The 14,432-nt window shown below is 63.1% G+C and carries 15 protein-coding genes; 5 read left to right on the plus strand and 10 right to left on the minus strand.

Features of this window, described 5'->3' with window-relative positions:
- Positions 1-77 precede the first annotated feature (77 nt).
- Positions 78-707 carry an MOSC domain-containing protein gene (locus tag FJ943_RS25600; RefSeq protein ID WP_140726060.1) on the plus strand — a complete coding sequence of 210 codons (630 nt, stop codon included), beginning with the start codon at positions 78-80 and terminating at the stop codon, positions 705-707.
- Between the two features lie 39 nt (positions 708-746).
- On the opposite strand, the gene FJ943_RS25605 is transcribed toward FJ943_RS25600, so the two are convergent.
- From FJ943_RS25605 to tsaA, 3 genes are all read right to left on the minus strand, one after another.
- A complete protein-coding gene (locus tag FJ943_RS25605) occupies positions 747-1,586 on the minus strand; it encodes an SDR family oxidoreductase (protein ID WP_015317179.1) in 840 nt (279 codons plus the stop codon).
- 152 nt (positions 1,587-1,738) lie between these two features.
- The gene (locus tag FJ943_RS25610) at positions 1,739-2,053 is read right to left on the minus strand and encodes a DUF2293 domain-containing protein (protein ID WP_140615592.1); all 315 of its coding nucleotides are present in this window, start codon (positions 2,051-2,053) and stop codon (positions 1,739-1,741) included.
- Entirely contained in the window at positions 2,050-2,574 is a 525-nt protein-coding gene (tsaA, locus tag FJ943_RS25615) for a tRNA (N6-threonylcarbamoyladenosine(37)-N6)-methyltransferase TrmO (RefSeq protein WP_140726063.1), read from the minus strand. The genes FJ943_RS25610 and tsaA overlap by 4 nt, the downstream gene beginning before the upstream one ends.
- 175 nt (positions 2,575-2,749) lie before the next feature.
- On the opposite strand from tsaA, the gene FJ943_RS25620 reads away from it, so the two are divergent.
- Positions 2,750-3,772 (plus strand): metalloregulator ArsR/SmtB family transcription factor, encoded by a 1,023-nt coding sequence (locus FJ943_RS25620; RefSeq protein WP_140726066.1) that lies wholly within the window; start codon positions 2,750-2,752, stop codon positions 3,770-3,772.
- Entirely contained in the window at positions 3,772-4,683 is a 912-nt protein-coding gene (metF, locus tag FJ943_RS25625; protein ID WP_023769638.1) for a methylenetetrahydrofolate reductase [NAD(P)H], read from the plus strand. The genes FJ943_RS25620 and metF overlap by 1 nt, the downstream gene beginning before the upstream one ends.
- Before the next feature lie 433 nt (positions 4,684-5,116).
- On the opposite strand, the gene FJ943_RS25630 is transcribed toward metF, so the two are convergent.
- Entirely contained in the window at positions 5,117-6,034 is a 918-nt protein-coding gene (locus tag FJ943_RS25630; RefSeq protein WP_140726069.1) for a DMT family transporter, read from the minus strand.
- Positions 6,035-6,340: 306 nt separating this feature from the next.
- On the opposite strand from FJ943_RS25630, the gene FJ943_RS25635 reads away from it, so the two are divergent.
- Complete coding sequence (locus FJ943_RS25635; protein ID WP_140615602.1) at positions 6,341-7,561, plus strand: alanine racemase; 1,221 nt, start codon at positions 6,341-6,343, stop codon at positions 7,559-7,561.
- A gap of 100 nt (positions 7,562-7,661) precedes the next feature.
- Here FJ943_RS25635 and FJ943_RS25640 read toward each other — a convergent pair whose 3' ends face one another.
- Positions 7,662-8,840 (minus strand): lytic murein transglycosylase, encoded by a 1,179-nt coding sequence (locus FJ943_RS25640; RefSeq protein ID WP_140726072.1) that lies wholly within the window; start codon positions 8,838-8,840, stop codon positions 7,662-7,664.
- A 345-nt stretch (positions 8,841-9,185) separates the two neighbouring features.
- Positions 9,186-9,986, minus strand: a complete 801-nt coding sequence (locus tag FJ943_RS25645) for a GH25 family lysozyme (RefSeq protein WP_140726076.1) — start codon at positions 9,984-9,986, stop codon at positions 9,186-9,188.
- 287 nt (positions 9,987-10,273) lie between these two features.
- On the opposite strand from FJ943_RS25645, the gene FJ943_RS25650 reads away from it, so the two are divergent.
- Positions 10,274-11,653, plus strand: coding sequence for a serine hydrolase (locus FJ943_RS25650; protein ID WP_140726079.1), 1,380 nt, complete (start codon positions 10,274-10,276; stop codon positions 11,651-11,653).
- Positions 11,654-11,681: 28 nt separating this feature from the next.
- Here FJ943_RS25650 and FJ943_RS25655 read toward each other — a convergent pair whose 3' ends face one another.
- The 4 genes from FJ943_RS25655 to FJ943_RS25670 all read right to left on the minus strand — a co-directional run bounded on the left by FJ943_RS25655 (position 11,682) and on the right by FJ943_RS25670 (position 14,419).
- Entirely contained in the window at positions 11,682-11,990 is a 309-nt protein-coding gene (locus FJ943_RS25655) for a HigA family addiction module antitoxin (protein ID WP_015317189.1), read from the minus strand.
- An 8-nt stretch (positions 11,991-11,998) separates the two neighbouring features.
- Positions 11,999-12,295, minus strand: coding sequence for a type II toxin-antitoxin system RelE/ParE family toxin (locus FJ943_RS25660; RefSeq protein WP_140615608.1), 297 nt, complete (start codon positions 12,293-12,295; stop codon positions 11,999-12,001).
- A 163-nt stretch (positions 12,296-12,458) separates the two neighbouring features.
- The gene (locus tag FJ943_RS25665; protein WP_140726082.1) at positions 12,459-13,124 is read right to left on the minus strand and encodes a class I SAM-dependent methyltransferase; all 666 of its coding nucleotides are present in this window, start codon (positions 13,122-13,124) and stop codon (positions 12,459-12,461) included.
- Entirely contained in the window at positions 13,121-14,419 is a 1,299-nt protein-coding gene (locus FJ943_RS25670; RefSeq protein ID WP_140726085.1) for a DUF3419 family protein, read from the minus strand. The genes FJ943_RS25665 and FJ943_RS25670 overlap by 4 nt, the downstream gene beginning before the upstream one ends.
- Between the last annotated feature and the right edge of the window lie 13 nt (positions 14,420-14,432).

Raw genomic sequence — 14,432 nt, forward strand, 5'->3', positions numbered from 1 at the left:
ATCGGCATCAAACGCAGTGATCGGATCATCAGCGCTTTCGACTGGACCGCATTGTCCGAGGCCTCTAGACCAGCAGCATGCAGGAAACAAACCTAGAACTTTTTCCAACTGCTGAGCCCACGATCGACATCGTCCCGGGCCGCAAGCTGACGGCAAAGGCAGTGGCGCTCTATGCCGCTCCGTCCGATCATTTCGAGACGAAAGCCGTCGAGGAATTGCATCTTGGCTTCGACGGAATCGCGAATGACTTCCATTCCGGAATGACGCGGCGTTCCGGTGGGCGCGAGCCTTGGTATCCGCGCGGCACGGAGATGCGCAACGAGCGGCAATTGTCGCTGGTCGCCGCCGACGAGCTTTCGATCGTTGCCGAGCGCATGGGCCTGAAGGAGATCAAGCCGGAATGGATCGGCGCCAATATGCTGATCGGGGGTGTGCCACATCTGTCGATGCTGCCGGCCGGCTCACTGATGTTCTTCGAAGGGGGCGTGACGATCAAAATCGACGCGCAGAACAAGCCGTGCCGGGTCGCCGGGCAATCCATCGCCACGCATGTCCATGCATCGGATCGCGATGCAGCCGCACTGCTCTTCCCGCAGACGGCGAAGCGGCTGCGTGGCCTTGTCGCGTGGGTTGAAAAACCCGGCGTGGTCAGGGTCGGCGAAGAGATTTCGGTGCGTGTGCCGGAGCAATGGATTTACAAGGCATAGCTACGCCGCCCGTAGGCGGCGCAGCTACTACGTTGGGCGTCAGCCCTTGCGGTTCTTGTTGACGCCTTGCGCCATGACGGAGACGTGGTCCCACTTGTCCCAGGTGGCGAGGCGGTTGGCGTATTCCTGGCGTATCATCGGCAGGCCGCCATCGCCGAAGAACACCCTCAGCGGCGGCTCTGCCGCATCGACGATGGCCAGCATCGCCGGCCCGGTCGCCTCGGGATCGCCAGCAACCGAGTTGGCGCGGCGCTCGGCCATCTTGGCGCGGGCGGGCGCATAGGCCTCGATCGGCTTGGAGACCTTGGCCGATGCTCCCGACCAGTCGGTGGAGAAGCCGCCCGGCTCGACCAGCGTGACATGGATGCCGAATTCCGCGACCTCGATGCTGAGCGACTGGCTGAAGGCTTCCAGCGCCCATTTCGAGGCATGGTAGAGGCCGAGCGAGGCAAAGGCATTGACGCCGCCGATCGACGAGATCTGGATGATGTGGCCGGAGCGCTGCGCCCGCATGATCGGCAGGACAGCCTGGGTAACCCACAGCGCGCCGAACACATTGGTCTCGATCTGGTCGCGGGCTTCCTGTTCGCTGACTTCCTCGATGGCGCCGAAATGGCCGTAGCCGGCATTGTTGATGACGACGTCGAGCCGGCCAAAGCGCTTGTGCGCCTCGGCGACAGCGGCATCGACGGCTTTCTTGTCGGTGACGTCGAGCTTTATGGCGGCGATGTTGTCGCCGTATCTATCGACGAGATCGGCGAGCGTGCCGGTGTCGCGGGCGGTCGCTGCAACGCGGTCGCCACGCGCCAGTGCGGCCTCGGCCCAGACGCGGCCAAAGCCCTTCGACGATCCGGTGATGAACCAAACCTTTGATGTCATGATGTGGAATCCTTGCCCCTGCGGGGCGCAATTTCTGGATGGAAGCGGAGGCTTCTCCGCTTTCGGGCATATACGGCCTGTTCCGTGATTTTCCAGAGGCGAGGGGGAATCTTTTTGAACAAGACGCAGAGCGCCATCTGCCGGCAGTGGCCTCATTCCTCCTCGTCGTCGGCGTCGAGCAGGCGCGTGGCGCGCCAGCGCGTGAGCATGGTGTTGGTTTGGTCGATGACGAAGAAACGGGCGGAGTCGCGGTCATAGCCCTCGGCCAGCAGCTTTTCGTAATCGGTGTGCATGTGGCGGATGTGGGCGATCGTCGCCAGCCATACCGCGATCGTCGGCGGCAAGGTTTTCATATGGACCGAGCCGGCGTCGGTGCGGATCTTCTCCATGTCGGCATAAGGCGCCAGCGGCAGAAGTGCTGTCAAAGCCTTGGCGATGGCGCGGCGGCGGCCGGTGGGCGCGGTCATTGCTCCCCGCGCCCCTCAACGGTCGCCTCGGCAAAGGCATCGGTCGAGGTGAAATACGGTTTGATGTCGATGACCGGCGTGCCGTCGAGCACGTCGATGGCGTCGAGGTCGACGCGCCCGGTGCCGATGTCCAATCCGACGAGCTTGGCTATATGCAGGCCGATTGGGTTCGGCCGGGCAGGGGAGCGCAGGCCGAAGACGCCTTTCGCTTCAGCCGCATGGCGGGGTTTCTGCACAATCAAATTCCGCGGCGCGTGGTGCAGCCAGGACAGGATGACGACGTGGCTGGCCCGCTCCAGCCCGCGCAGGCCCGCACGATAGGGCGCATTGATGGCCAGCACCGCGGGCTGTCCCGCCTCGCGCGCCGCGCGCATGTTCTTCGGGCAGCTATCCCGGGTGATCCACGGCGAGGCAATACGGCCGATGAAGACGATGCCGGCGTCCGGCGGCATCAAGGCCGGATCCTGGTCCAGTCTCTGCTCGCCTTCGCGAGCCTCGAACATCTCACGCGGTTCGGTCATTGCCTGTCTCTGTGCTGGTGCATGCCATTGTCTCAAAACCGCTAGACGTTTCGGGCTGATCCGGACCGGGAAATCACGCATGCGGCATTTTCTGGTCCGGAAGCGACATAGCGCTTGCAAGGTCGCCGAATTCGACATAAACATATGTTTATATCTTTTCAAAGAGAATACGCTGATGCATGTCTCGCTCGACACCATGGTGGATACGCTGAAGGCGGCGGCCGAATCCAGCCGCCTGCGCATATTGGCATTGTTGTCGCGTGGCGACCTCACCGTTTCCGACCTTACCGAAATTCTCGGCCAGTCGCAGCCGCGTGTCTCGCGCCACCTGAAGCTGCTGCTCGAGGCGGGGCTGATCGGCCGCTACCAGGAAGGGTCGTGGGCGTTCTTCCGCCTGTCGGACGCCGATTCGGCGCGAGACTTCGTGATGAGGCTGGTTGCCGGCATTCGCGGCGCCGATCCGCAGATCGAGCGCGATCTGGAGCGACTGACCTCGGTCAAGCGCAAGCGCCAGGATCGCGCCACCGCGTACTTTTCGCAGAACGCCGCAAGCTGGGATCATATCCGCTCGCTGCATGTGCCCGACCGTGCGGTGGAGGCCGCGATGCTGAAGCTGGTCGGCAAGCGGCCGTTCCAGTCCATGCTCGACCTTGGCACCGGCACCGGGCGGCTGCTCGAAATCTTCTCGCCGCTCTACCGGCGGGGGATCGGCATCGACATGTCGCGAGAGATGCTGACCGTGGCGCGCGCCAATCTCGACAAGGCCGGCGTTTCGAACGCGCAGGTGCGGCAGGGCGATATCTTTTCGCCGCCGGTCGAGCGCGATGCCTTCGATCTCGTCACCATCCACCAGGTGCTGCACTATCTCGACGATCCAGCCCGCGCCATCCATGAGGCGGCGCGGCTGCTTCGCCCGGCCGGCCGTCTCGTCATCGTCGATTTCGCGCCGCACACACTGGAATTCCTGCGCGACGAGCATGCGCATATGCGGCTGGGCTTTTCCGACCGGCAGATCGGAGAATGGTTCTCCGAAGCCGGCCTCGATCTCGAGGATGCCCAGGAGTTCGAACCGCGCGGCGGCAACGAGGCCAGGCTCACCGTCAAGCTTTGGCTTGGCCGCGACCGGCGCCTGTTGATCGCCGATCCTGCCAATGCCAGCCAGCAGACCAGAGTGAGCTCGATAGGGGAAATCGCCTGATGAACCAGTTTCGTTTTTCCCGCCGGCCCGATATCGGCGACAAGGTCAGGGTTTCGTTCGAGTTCTTCCCGCCGAAGAACGACGAGATGGAGGCAAGACTGTGGGATACGGTCACAAGGCTCGAGCCGCTGCAGCCGAAATTCGTCTCGGTGACCTATGGCGCCGGCGGTTCGACGCGTGAGCGCACGGCGCGCACCATCGGCCGTATCCTGAAGGAGACCAGCCTGACGCCGGCCGCGCACATGACTTGCGTCGACGCCGCTCGCCATCAGGTCGACGCCGTGATCCAGGAATTCACCGACATGGGCGTGAAGCGCTTCGTCGCCTTGCGCGGCGATCCGGCGGAAGGCGTCGGCGCCGCCTACCGGCCGCATCCGGACGGCTACGCCAACGGCGCCGAGCTGGTCGGGGCGCTGAAGGACGCCGGCGATTTCGACATCTCGGTTTCGGCCTATCCGGAAAAGCATCCGGAAAGCCCTGACTTCGCCACCGACATCGACATGCTGAAGCGCAAGGTCGACAACGGCGCGACGCGGGCGATCACCCAGTTCTTCTTCGACAACGATCTCTACGAACGTTACGTCGAGCGCGCGCGCCGCGCCGGCATCTACATCCCGATCGTTCCGGGCATCCTGCCGGTGCACAATTTCACCCAGGTCGCCAATTTCTCGGCGCGCTGCGGCGCGCTGGTGCCGGCATGGCTGGCCGAGCGTTTCGACGGCCTGCAGAACGACCCTCAGACGCATGCGCTGGTGGCATCCGCCGTGGCCGCCGAGCAGGTTCTGGACCTGGTCGAGCGCGGCGTGGGCGATTTCCACTTCTACACAATGAACCGGGCCGACCTCGTCTTCGCGGTCTGCCATATGATCGGCATCCGCTCGCATGAGGTGGCGGGCTCCGCTGCTGCCTGAGGGTCAGTCAGGTAAGCAAAAGGCCGGGTAAAAACCCGGCCTTTCGAATCGGTTGGACTATTTGCTGCTGGTCTTCCCCGTCTTGGCGGGTTCAGGGAAGGACGCCCATAATGAGGGCGCCGATGAAAGCAAACGCAGCACAAATCATCAATGCGTTGATTGGCCTCGTAAGTCCCATGACATAGCCTCCTCTTAAAGAGCTATGCCCTGGAGTCTAGGTTCATTTGTGCCACAGGCAAGCGGAAAATGTGCTGCATTGCGACGTGATTGTGGATTTTGCGACTTCGGTTTCGCCCTTAGCCGTTGAAACTCCTTGGCAAAAACCCGCTTCCTGCCTGTGAATAAATTATGGCGGTGGCGTGTCGATGCTGTGTCATGGCAGCGCTACCCCGCAAAAGTCGCCTTCGACTTTCGCGATTGCACATGCCGAGCTCTAACGCCGTCCGAACACTCGCCCGTCGATTGTCAGAAGACCAAGTCCGATCAGCACCACACCGCCGATCTCAAACGATTCCAGCCGCTCGCCAAGGAAAAGAAAGCCGAGCAGCATGGCACTGGCCGGCACGATCAGCGTGACCAGCGAGGCGTTGGTTGCCCCGGCCGAGGCGACGAGGTTGAAGTAGAGGATGTAGGCGAAGGCCGTCGAAAGAAGCGCCAGCGCCAGCACCGCCGCCCACACCGGCGGCGAGGCGGAGAACAGGCCGGCCGGGCCATGGGCGAAGAGCACGATCGGGGTCATGATGATGGTCGAAGCCGTCAACTGCCCGGTGGCGACGACTGGCGAGGGCACGCCCTTGAAACGGCGGGCGACCATCAGCGCGATACCGTAGGACAGCGAGGCGCCGATCAGCGCGAATTTGGCCCAGACAGGGCCGCCGAGCCCCGCCAGCAGGCCGGGACCGATCATCACAGCGGTGCCGGCGACACCGAGCCCAATGCCGGCGAGCTTGTTCCAGGACAGCTTTTCATCTGATGTCAACGCATTGGCCAGGAGCAGCGTCCAGAACGGCGTCGTGGCATTGAGGACGGAAGCGACGCCGGCCCCCAATTGGGTTTGACCGGCAAAGATCAGCGAGAACGGGACGACATTGTTGGTGAAGGCCAGCAGGAAGAACAGGCCGGCATGCGGCAGAGCGGCGCGGAAGGACGGTCCGCGCAAGCCGAGATAGAGCTGCAGGGCTATCGCCGCGATGGCGACGCGAAACAGCACCAGCACCAGCGGTTGAAGCTCCGCCACCGCGATGCGGGCGAAGAAGAACGAGCCGCCCCAGATGGCGCCGAGCAACAGCAACTGCCCCCAGTCCCTGAGCGTCATCGGTCCGCGTGGCGCAGATGCAGCGGTCACTGCCATATAAATCCTCCCCCAGACAGCCGGAATGCCAGCCGACAGGCGGAAGCCATATCTGGTTCGGCGGCAAGGGCCACCCGAAACCCGACCGGCAGCCAAGCCTTTCGGCAAAAGCCAGTGCCGTGCCGCAGGAGCACGAGACACAGAATTGTTTTCGTTGCAGCACCGCGCGCCTCCAGAGATGCGCAAAGGACGCTTGCAAGGCTCATCCCTGGCGCATGATCCCTTCCGAAGTCGAAATAACTTTCGGGGTCATGCGCTAGCCGCTAGCTTGGATTAATTGTGCGAGCTGAAGTCGAGGATTCGTCCATGCAGCGATTCGAGAATGCAAGCGAGGCTGCACTGGCGCTTCGCCCGGACGACCCGGTCTACTGCTTCCGCCCGCAGGTCTTGAAGGCGGATGCGAAGCAGTTCATGGGCATGTTCCCCGGCAAGACCGCCTACGCGGTCAAGACCAATGGCGAGCAGATCGTGCTGAAGACGCTGGTCGAGGCCGGCGTCACCGCCTTCGACGTCGCTTCACCAGGCGAGTTCGCCGCCGTGCGCGCCGTCTCGCCCGATGCGGAGATGCTCTACATGCATCCGGTCAAGGCGCAGTCGGACATCAAGCTGGCTTTGGAGAAATACGGCATCCGCGTCATCTCGCTCGACCATGAGGACGAGATCACCAAGCTGACCCGCGTGGTGCGGGCGCTCGATATCGACCCGGGCGCGGTCAGCGTCTTCGTTCGTGTGCAGACAAAGGGCCATGCCGCCTACGAGCTGTCCAAGAAATTCGGCGCCGGGCCTGCCTATGCGGTCGAACTCGCCGAGCGGCTGAACCGCACCGGCTACAAGGTCGGCCTGTGTTTCCATGTCGGCAGCCAGATCGAGGATCCCGACACCTATGAGCGGGCGCTGGCCTCGGCCGACTGGGTGCGCAACCGGCTGACCTTTGACATTGCCGGGCTCGACGTCGGCGGCGGCTTTCCGGCCGAATACGGACATGATCCCAACCGCAAGCAGATCGAGATGCCGTCGCTCGGCCAGATCATGTCGCGGCTCTCCGGCGACCTGAAGGAATATCAGTTCGACCAGATGCCGCTGGTGGCGGAGCCGGGCCGGGTGATCGTGGCGCGCTGCCTGTCGCTGATCGTGCGCGTGCTGTTGCGCAAGGGCAAGCGGCTCTACATCAATGACGGCATCTGGGCCTCGCTGTCGGATTCCTGGACCGGCAAGATCACGCTGCCGGCGCGGTTTATCCCCGATCCGGCGATCCGTACGCGCAATGGCGATGAGAAGAACATCGTGCCGTTCAAGGTCTGCGGCGCGACCTGCGATTCCGTCGATATCCTGTCACGGCCGTTCTGGCTGCCAGAGACCGTCGACACCGGCGACTGGATCGAGATCGGCCATATCGGCGCCTATTCGCTGTCGCTGAGGACCCGCTTCAACGGCTTCTATCCCGATACCTTCGTCGAGGTCACGACGCCCTTCGACGAGGGCGACGCGCCGGTGGGGTTCGCGAGTTTGGAGACGATGGCGGATTAGGAAAAAAGGGGTGAGTAGTCAGTAGTCATGAGTAGTCAGTAGTCAGCAGGGAATCTCTATATCTCACTACCCACTACCCACTACCCACTACTCGCTCTCTTCACAATTTTCCCAACAGCTCCGGCGTCGGCCAGCCATCGACCGGCATGCCGAGGCGCATCTGCTCCTTGCGGATGGCTTCACGGGTGTTGGTGCCCAAAATGCCGTCGACGGTGCCGACGTCGTAGCCCCTGGCTTCGAGCTTGGTCTGCAGTTCTTTCATCTGCTCATTGTTGAGGCCGGGCTCGGGATTGCGCGGGTCAAGCGGCGGCGCGCCCGCCAGCCGCGCGGCGAGATTGGCCGCGGTCAGCGCGTAGGTGAAGGACTGGTTCCATTCGAGATAGACGTCGAAATTCTCGTAGGTGAGGAAGGCCGGGCCCTTGCGGCCCATGGGCAGCGCCAGGCCGGCCTTCAGCCCCTTGTCGGCCAGCGGCGAGCCGTCGGGGTTGGTGACGCCCCACTGCGCCCACTGTGTCAGCGGCAATTTGTTGGTGCGCCCGGTCTGGTCCCACGGCATCTCCTCGGGCACACGCACTTCCTGGATCCAGGGTTCGTCCCGCTTCCAGCCGCGCGACAGCACCTTGTTGCCCGTGGTCATGATCACGTCGGGCACGGAGCCGCGCAGATCGATTTTGCCGTCGCCGTCGCCATCGACGCCCCGCGCGAGATAGTCGGATGGCAGGATCTGCGTCTGGCCGATCTCGCCGGCCCAGGCGCCGGTGACGTCGGTCGGCAGCACGCCGCGATCGATCAGTTCCAGGAGCGGCACCAGTTGCTGGCGGAAAAGCTGCGGGCGGCGGCAGTCATGCGACAGCGTCACCAATGCGCTCAGCGTATGGAAATCGCCCTGCACGGCGCCGAAATCCGTTTCAAGCGCCCAGAAGGCGGTGATGACCGGGGCCTGGACGCCGAACTGCTGGTCGGCGCGGGCGAAGATGTCGGCGTATTTCTTCATGTTCGCCGCACCTTGCTTCAGCCGGTAGGCCGAGATCATGCGGTTGGAAAACTGGACGAAGGTTTGCGTGAAGACGCCCTGCGCACGGTCGCGCGCCAGAGCCCTCTCGTCGATCCTGGCGTCCTCCAGCGCATCAAGACCGACCGCGCCGACACCGGCAGCCTTGGCTTCCGCCGCCACACCCTGCTTCCAGGTTTCAAAATCGCCGCCGCATTCCTGCGCCATCGCCGGCAAGGCCGTGGCGCACAAGAACAGCGCCGCGAGGGCTTGGGAACGCAGTCGCATCAGCTTCCTTTCGAAACGAGAGGGCATTGTCGTGCCTGAAAGCGCAACGCCCTGAATTACCAGCGGTTGCACCCTTTAGCGCTGGCTGTGTCGAAAGCAGGCGGCAGGCCCGGTGTCAACGGGTCTTCTGCCGCAACCACCATTCCCGCGGCCTCGCTGCCGTTGCCACGGTGTCAACGGCTGATCTGTCGCAATCACTATTCCCGCGGCTTGCTGCCGTTGTCACGGTGTCAACGGGTCTTCTGCCGCAACCACCTTTCCCGCGGCTTCGCTGCCGTTGCCACGGCGTCAACGGGTGATCTGCCGCAACCACCTTTCCCGCGGCTTGCTGCCGTTGCCACGGCGTCAGCGCGTGTTCTGCCGCAGCCACTTGTTCCAGGCGGATTCGGAGCCGTTGAAGACGTTGATGTCGGACTTGCCGGTCATGCCGGGAACGATGCCGGTTCCGGTGTACTGCCAGAAGGTGAAAGGGTGGCTGCCATATTTCTCGCGCGGGTGTCCGGCGACCGAGCGCAGCCAGTAGGGATAGCCGCGGAAGGTCGACAGTTCATTGTCGTCGAAGAAGTCGACCGAGGTGTAGATGATCGGCTTCTTGCCGTAATGCCGCTCGACGATTTCGAGGAAGGTCGTCATCTCCGCGCGCACCGTGGCGGCGTCGGGGCGCAGCCGGCAGGTCGGCGAGTTCGGGTTCCATTCCATGTCGAGAACCGGCGGCATGGCGGAGCGGTCGGCGGGGACATTCTGGATGAACCAGCGCGCCTGGGTGGCTGCCGGCGTGCAGAAATAGAAGAAGTGATAGGCCGCGCGTGGAATCCCGTTGGCTTTCGTGCGCGCCCAGTGCTCGCTGAAATACTCATCGAAACGATCGCCGCCTTCCGTTGCCTTGATGAAGGCGAAGGAGATGCCGCTGGCCTTGGCCGCCGGCCAATCGACCGAGGTCTGGTATTTGGAGACGTCGGTACCATGGACGGCATAATTCCACGGCGCACCGCTGTCCCACTCATGCGGCTTTGAATCGGCAAAGCGCGGCGCGCGCACGGCCACCGTCGGACTGCTCGACGCGGACGGCGACAGCGGCGAGAGATCGTCCACGGTCGAGCAGGCGCCGAGCAGCGTCAGCATGAAAAGGGCCGCAAGACGGCGCATCGCAACTTCCAAGCCGGAATCAGCCGGTCGCTGATGGGTCTGTGCACTGATGGCCGAAGCTGGTCTGGCCCTCTCCAGGCGATCGCCCCACGCATCGCCTGGCATATTCGTTTTTCATGCATGTCGTGTCCCAAAACCGCTGAGCGCTTTTAGGCGACATGCATCCCTGTGATCGCCGATCATGGTTGATATCTGGTTTATGGCGGTCGACAAGAGGCCCGATTTTGCGGAAGCAATGGCGGCAATTCGATGACATAAACGTCAGGCGAATGCCTGGGAGGCAATGGATGCGGTTCGTCGTCAAGATCGTCAAATGGCTGCTTGGCCTGATCGTGCTGGCTATCGCCGCGCTGTTTGCCTGGCTCTATATCGCGCCGCCGGAGCTGATCCGCGTCGGCTCGGGCTATTCGGCCAAGATCGTCTGCTCCAACGTCTTCATCGCCGGCCGCGACGCCAACGAGGTGCTGGCCGTCGATGTGCAGGCGCCGGGCCACCCGCTGCTGCGCTTGATGCGGGTTTCGGTCGACAAGAACCGGGGGACGGTTTCGGCCGGCCTGCTCGGCTTCCTCGGCAAGAGCGAGGCGGTTGCCCGCGACGGGCTGGGCTGCGCCTCCGTCCCCGACGGCGATGTCGGCAAGGCGCGGCGCACGGCAACCCACGCCTCGCCATCGCCGACCAGTCAGGATGCGCTGTGGCCCGAGGGCGAACGGGTCGAAGCCTCGCAAAATCCCGGGGTCACCAATATCGTCGCGGATGACGCGCTGGCCGGCACCGGCATGCGCGCGATCGTGGTGGTCAAGAACGGACGGGTCGTCGCCGAACGCTACGGCGACGGTTTTTCGGCCAAGACGCCGCTGCTCGGCTGGTCGATGACCAAGACAGTGAATGCCGCTATCGTCGGCACGCTGGTCAAGGATGGGAAGATGACGGTCGACAACAAGGGCCTGTTCACGTCGTGGAAGGCCGACGGCCGCGCCGCGATCAGCCTTGCCGACATGATGGCGATGTCGAGCGGGCTGGAGTTCAACGAGGATTATGGCGACGTCGCCGACGTCACGCGCATGCTCTATCTCGAACCTGACATGGCGGGCTTTGCCGCAACCAAACCCCTCACCGGTGAGGTCGGCAAGACGTTTTCCTATTCGAGTGGCACGGCGGTGATGCTGTCGCGCCTCTGGCAGGACGCGATCGGCGACAAGGCCAAGGCATTGACGTGGCCGCGCATGGCGCTGTTCGAGCCGCTCGGCATGCGTAGCGCGGTGCTCGAGACCGACGAGCAGGGCACTTTCGTCGGCTCGTCCTATCTCTACGCCACAGCGCATGACTGGGCCCGCTTCGGCCAGTTCCTGCTGCAGGGCGGTGTATGGAACGGCAACCAAATCCTGCCGGCCGGCTTCGTCGAATGGATGCGCGAGCCGGCATCCGCCTCGAAGGTCTACGGCAAGGGCCAGTTATGGATCGAAGCGCCGGGCGACGAGGAAAACCCCGGCGCCGGCGTCGCGGCCGGGCTGCCGAAGGACACTTACTGGATGGAGGGCCATGACGGACAGACCGTCGCCATCATTCCGTCTGAGCAATTGGTGGTGGTGCGGCTCGGGCTTACGCCGGCCACGTTCAACTACCGCCCGCAAGCAATGGTGGGGGCGCTCGTGAAGGCGCTGCATTAAGCGGCAGTCGGTTGCTGTAGAGTTTCTTCTAGGCCGCGGTCGCCAAAGGCTTGGCGCGATCAATCCGCGCCCGCTCCTCGGGTGAATTCATGACCTGCCAAAGATCGCTGCGGCGCTGCACGTTGAGCCAGAAATCCGGGCTGTTGCCAAAGACCCGCGCCAGAATGAGCGCGGTCGCGGCCGTCACGTTGCGGCGGTCGTTGCACAATTCGTTGACATGCTTGCGCTGAACCCCCATCGCTTCCGCCAAAGCAGCCTGTGTCAGGCCAAGTGGTTGCATAAATTCTTCCGTGAGGATTTCACCCACCGTTGCCGGCTTGCGTGTGGTCATCAACATGTGTCGTCTCATCTGTAGCTATGATCGTCGAGATGGATATCCGACGCTTCACCACGGCCGCCATTCCACCGAAAGATCAGCCGCCATTGGTTGTTGACGCGGATTGAGTGGAAGCCATCGAGACTACCACGCAACTTTTCGAAATGATTGCTCGGCGGTACGCGCAAATCCTGATCGGTCGTCGCGTCATCGATCATCTGGAGCTTGCGGAACAACCGGCCTTCAAGATCGGACGGAATGTTGCGGGAATGGATGTCTTCCACGAAAAAGGCTCGCAGCCATCCGTCCCGAAACCCGACGATCACTTTCTATCTCCAGCATGGAGATAATGTACCACCCTTTGGGTCATTCTGCAATCGCGAAGGGCGAACCCTGCTGATCGCGTTCACCGGATTGACCTTGGAATTGGAGCGTTGGGCCGCCGATGGCGAAAGCGCGCCGGGTTCTACGGCTGTTTTGTCTGCGATGTCAGGTGCCGAGCTTGATCACAGCCAGCCAGGAATAACCGTGATAAAGCGTGCGGAAACGGAAGGTTGCGCCGGTTCGCTCGGCTTCCGATTCCAGAACGTCGCGCAGGGATTCACGCGGCGTGACGTGGAATTTTTTCAGCCAGCCGCGCAGCAAGGTGCGGAACCAGCCTGGCAGACCTTCCTGCTGGCCGAAATCGACGACGTGCAGCGAGCCCATCGGGGCCAGCGCGGCAAGTGCTGCCGATACCGTCTTCTCCCAGCCCGGGATCATCGACAGCGAATAGGATACGAAGACGCGGTCGAAGCTGCCTTGGCCAAACAGCGCCTTCGCGTTGAAATCCGTGGCATCGCCCCTTGCCAGCATGACGCGATCAGAGAGGCCTTCGCGGGCAACCGCGGCGCCTGCCGTCTCCAGCATTTCGGCCGAAATATCGAGGCCGAAGAAGCGCGCGTCTGGATAGGCGCGGGCGGCGAGGATGATGTTGCGGCCGGTGCCGCAGCCGAGTTCCAGTACGGTGCCGCCCGATGGCACGTCCAGTCCCGATATCAGCTTGTCGCGGCCGAGCAGGTAGTATTTGCGGGTCAGGTCGTAGACATGGCGCTGCCAGCGGTAGACGCCGTCCATCAGTTCGGCGTGGCTGGCCGGCAGCTCCGTCGTGCTCATGCTGCGCGCTTCACATAGAGGTGAAAACCGCCATAGATGGCCGAGCGGTCGCGGGCCGAGAATTCGCGCGAGGCATCGCTCTCATAGGTCCACTGGTCGAGCAAAGAGGTCGAGACACGGCCAGGCAACAGACTGGGCTCGGCGGCGGTGCGGAAGATGACGCGGGCCCCAGTGGAGGCGGAGCGGGTGATTTCCGACCACAGTGCATTGAGCTGGTCATCGGTCATCCAGTCCTGCGCGTCGAGCAGGATGAAGCGGTCGACGGCGCCGGCATCCTTGCCGGCGAGGAATTCGATCAGGTTGGCGTGATGGATGGCGACGCGGTCGACATTGCCGCGGATGGTCTCGTAATTGTGCTTTTCCAGATAGGCGGGCAGGGCGGCCTCGCCTGGTTCCGGGTAGCGGCGAGCAAAGGCCTGCCAGGCGAAGTAATTGTTTTCCAAGGGGAAGTCGCAGGCAAGCTTTTCCAAGCGGGCCTTAAGCACGCTGGCCATGGTGCCGTCGCCGGAGGTGATCAGCGAATCATACTGCGCCGGCGGAATGCCGAGACCGAACAGCGAGGCTTTTCGCGAGGTCGCCCATTTCAGCAGCTTCCTGTCGAAGACCGGCGCCAGCTCCTCGTTGAAGAAGCGGCGCTGTTCGCCGATATTCCTGGCTTCCATCATGCGGGCCGGGTTGACGCCGAACAATTTCGCCGTGCGGTGGCCCATGGCGATGAACAGGCCGAGCAGGCCGGTCTGGTAAAAATTGCGGTCGAAGACACCAATACGCCGGCGGCCGCGCCAGTTGCGGTGTTCCCAATAGTGGCGGCTGACCGGGTCGAGATGCGGCGCGATGAAACGGTCGTAGGCTTCCGAATTGTGGCTGGTGTCGGCGGCGCCGAAGAAGCGGAACAGGTCGCCCTGCGAAGGCAGATGGCGGACTGCCTCAAGCTTCATGCGGTTCAGCGCGATGTGAGCGGCGTTGAGGTCGACAGCGTCGATCCGTGCCGGCGAACGGGTAAGGTAGGCCAGGATGTTGCAGCCGCCGGAAGCGATGGTGACGACGCGATGACCCTGGCCAAGTTGCATCGCGTCCATGTCGACGTCAGGGTCTTCCCAGATCTGCGGATAGACAAGGCCGGAAAACAGGAAGGCGAACAGCCGCTCGGAAATGCCGGCTTTCGAAAGCGCGCGGTTCTGGTAGACCGCTTTTCCAACTTCCTTGCCGCGGCGAAAAACCAGGTCCGAGGAGACGTCCGTCATGGCAAAGTGATTCCCCATTTGCTTTGCCGCAAGCGGGTAACCCAGGGTCATGACAGGCCGGTGA

This window comes from Mesorhizobium sp. B2-3-10, from assembly GCF_006442275.1.
GTDB classification, from domain to species: domain Bacteria; phylum Pseudomonadota; class Alphaproteobacteria; order Rhizobiales; family Rhizobiaceae; genus Mesorhizobium; species Mesorhizobium australicum.

Bases quoted from the DNA above. Each gene is read 5' to 3' on its own strand.
- metF (WP_023769638.1), top strand. From the start codon at position 3,772: ATGAACCAGTTTCGTTTTTCCCGCCGGCCCGATATCGGCGACAAGGTC.
- FJ943_RS25645 (WP_140726076.1), bottom strand. From the start codon at position 9,986: ATGCGCCGTCTTGCGGCCCTTTTCATGCTGACGCTGCTCGGCGCCTGC.
- FJ943_RS25665 (WP_140726082.1), bottom strand. From the start codon at position 13,124: ATGAGCACGACGGAGCTGCCGGCCAGCCACGCCGAACTGATGGACGGC.
- FJ943_RS25640 (WP_140726072.1), bottom strand. From the start codon at position 8,840: ATGCGACTGCGTTCCCAAGCCCTCGCGGCGCTGTTCTTGTGCGCCACG.
- FJ943_RS25605 (WP_015317179.1), bottom strand. From the start codon at position 1,586: ATGACATCAAAGGTTTGGTTCATCACCGGATCGTCGAAGGGCTTTGGC.
- FJ943_RS25630 (WP_140726069.1), bottom strand. From the start codon at position 6,034: ATGGCAGTGACCGCTGCATCTGCGCCACGCGGACCGATGACGCTCAGG.
- tsaA (WP_140726063.1), bottom strand. From the start codon at position 2,574: ATGACCGAACCGCGTGAGATGTTCGAGGCTCGCGAAGGCGAGCAGAGA.
- FJ943_RS25670 (WP_140726085.1), bottom strand. From the start codon at position 14,419: ATGACCCTGGGTTACCCGCTTGCGGCAAAGCAAATGGGGAATCACTTT.
- FJ943_RS25600 (WP_140726060.1), top strand. From the start codon at position 78: ATGCAGGAAACAAACCTAGAACTTTTTCCAACTGCTGAGCCCACGATC.
- FJ943_RS25620 (WP_140726066.1), top strand. From the start codon at position 2,750: ATGCATGTCTCGCTCGACACCATGGTGGATACGCTGAAGGCGGCGGCC.
- FJ943_RS25610 (WP_140615592.1), bottom strand. From the start codon at position 2,053: ATGACCGCGCCCACCGGCCGCCGCCGCGCCATCGCCAAGGCTTTGACA.
- FJ943_RS25655 (WP_015317189.1), bottom strand. From the start codon at position 11,990: ATGTTGATGACCACACGCAAGCCGGCAACGGTGGGTGAAATCCTCACG.
- FJ943_RS25635 (WP_140615602.1), top strand. From the start codon at position 6,341: ATGCAGCGATTCGAGAATGCAAGCGAGGCTGCACTGGCGCTTCGCCCG.
- FJ943_RS25650 (WP_140726079.1), top strand. From the start codon at position 10,274: ATGCGGTTCGTCGTCAAGATCGTCAAATGGCTGCTTGGCCTGATCGTG.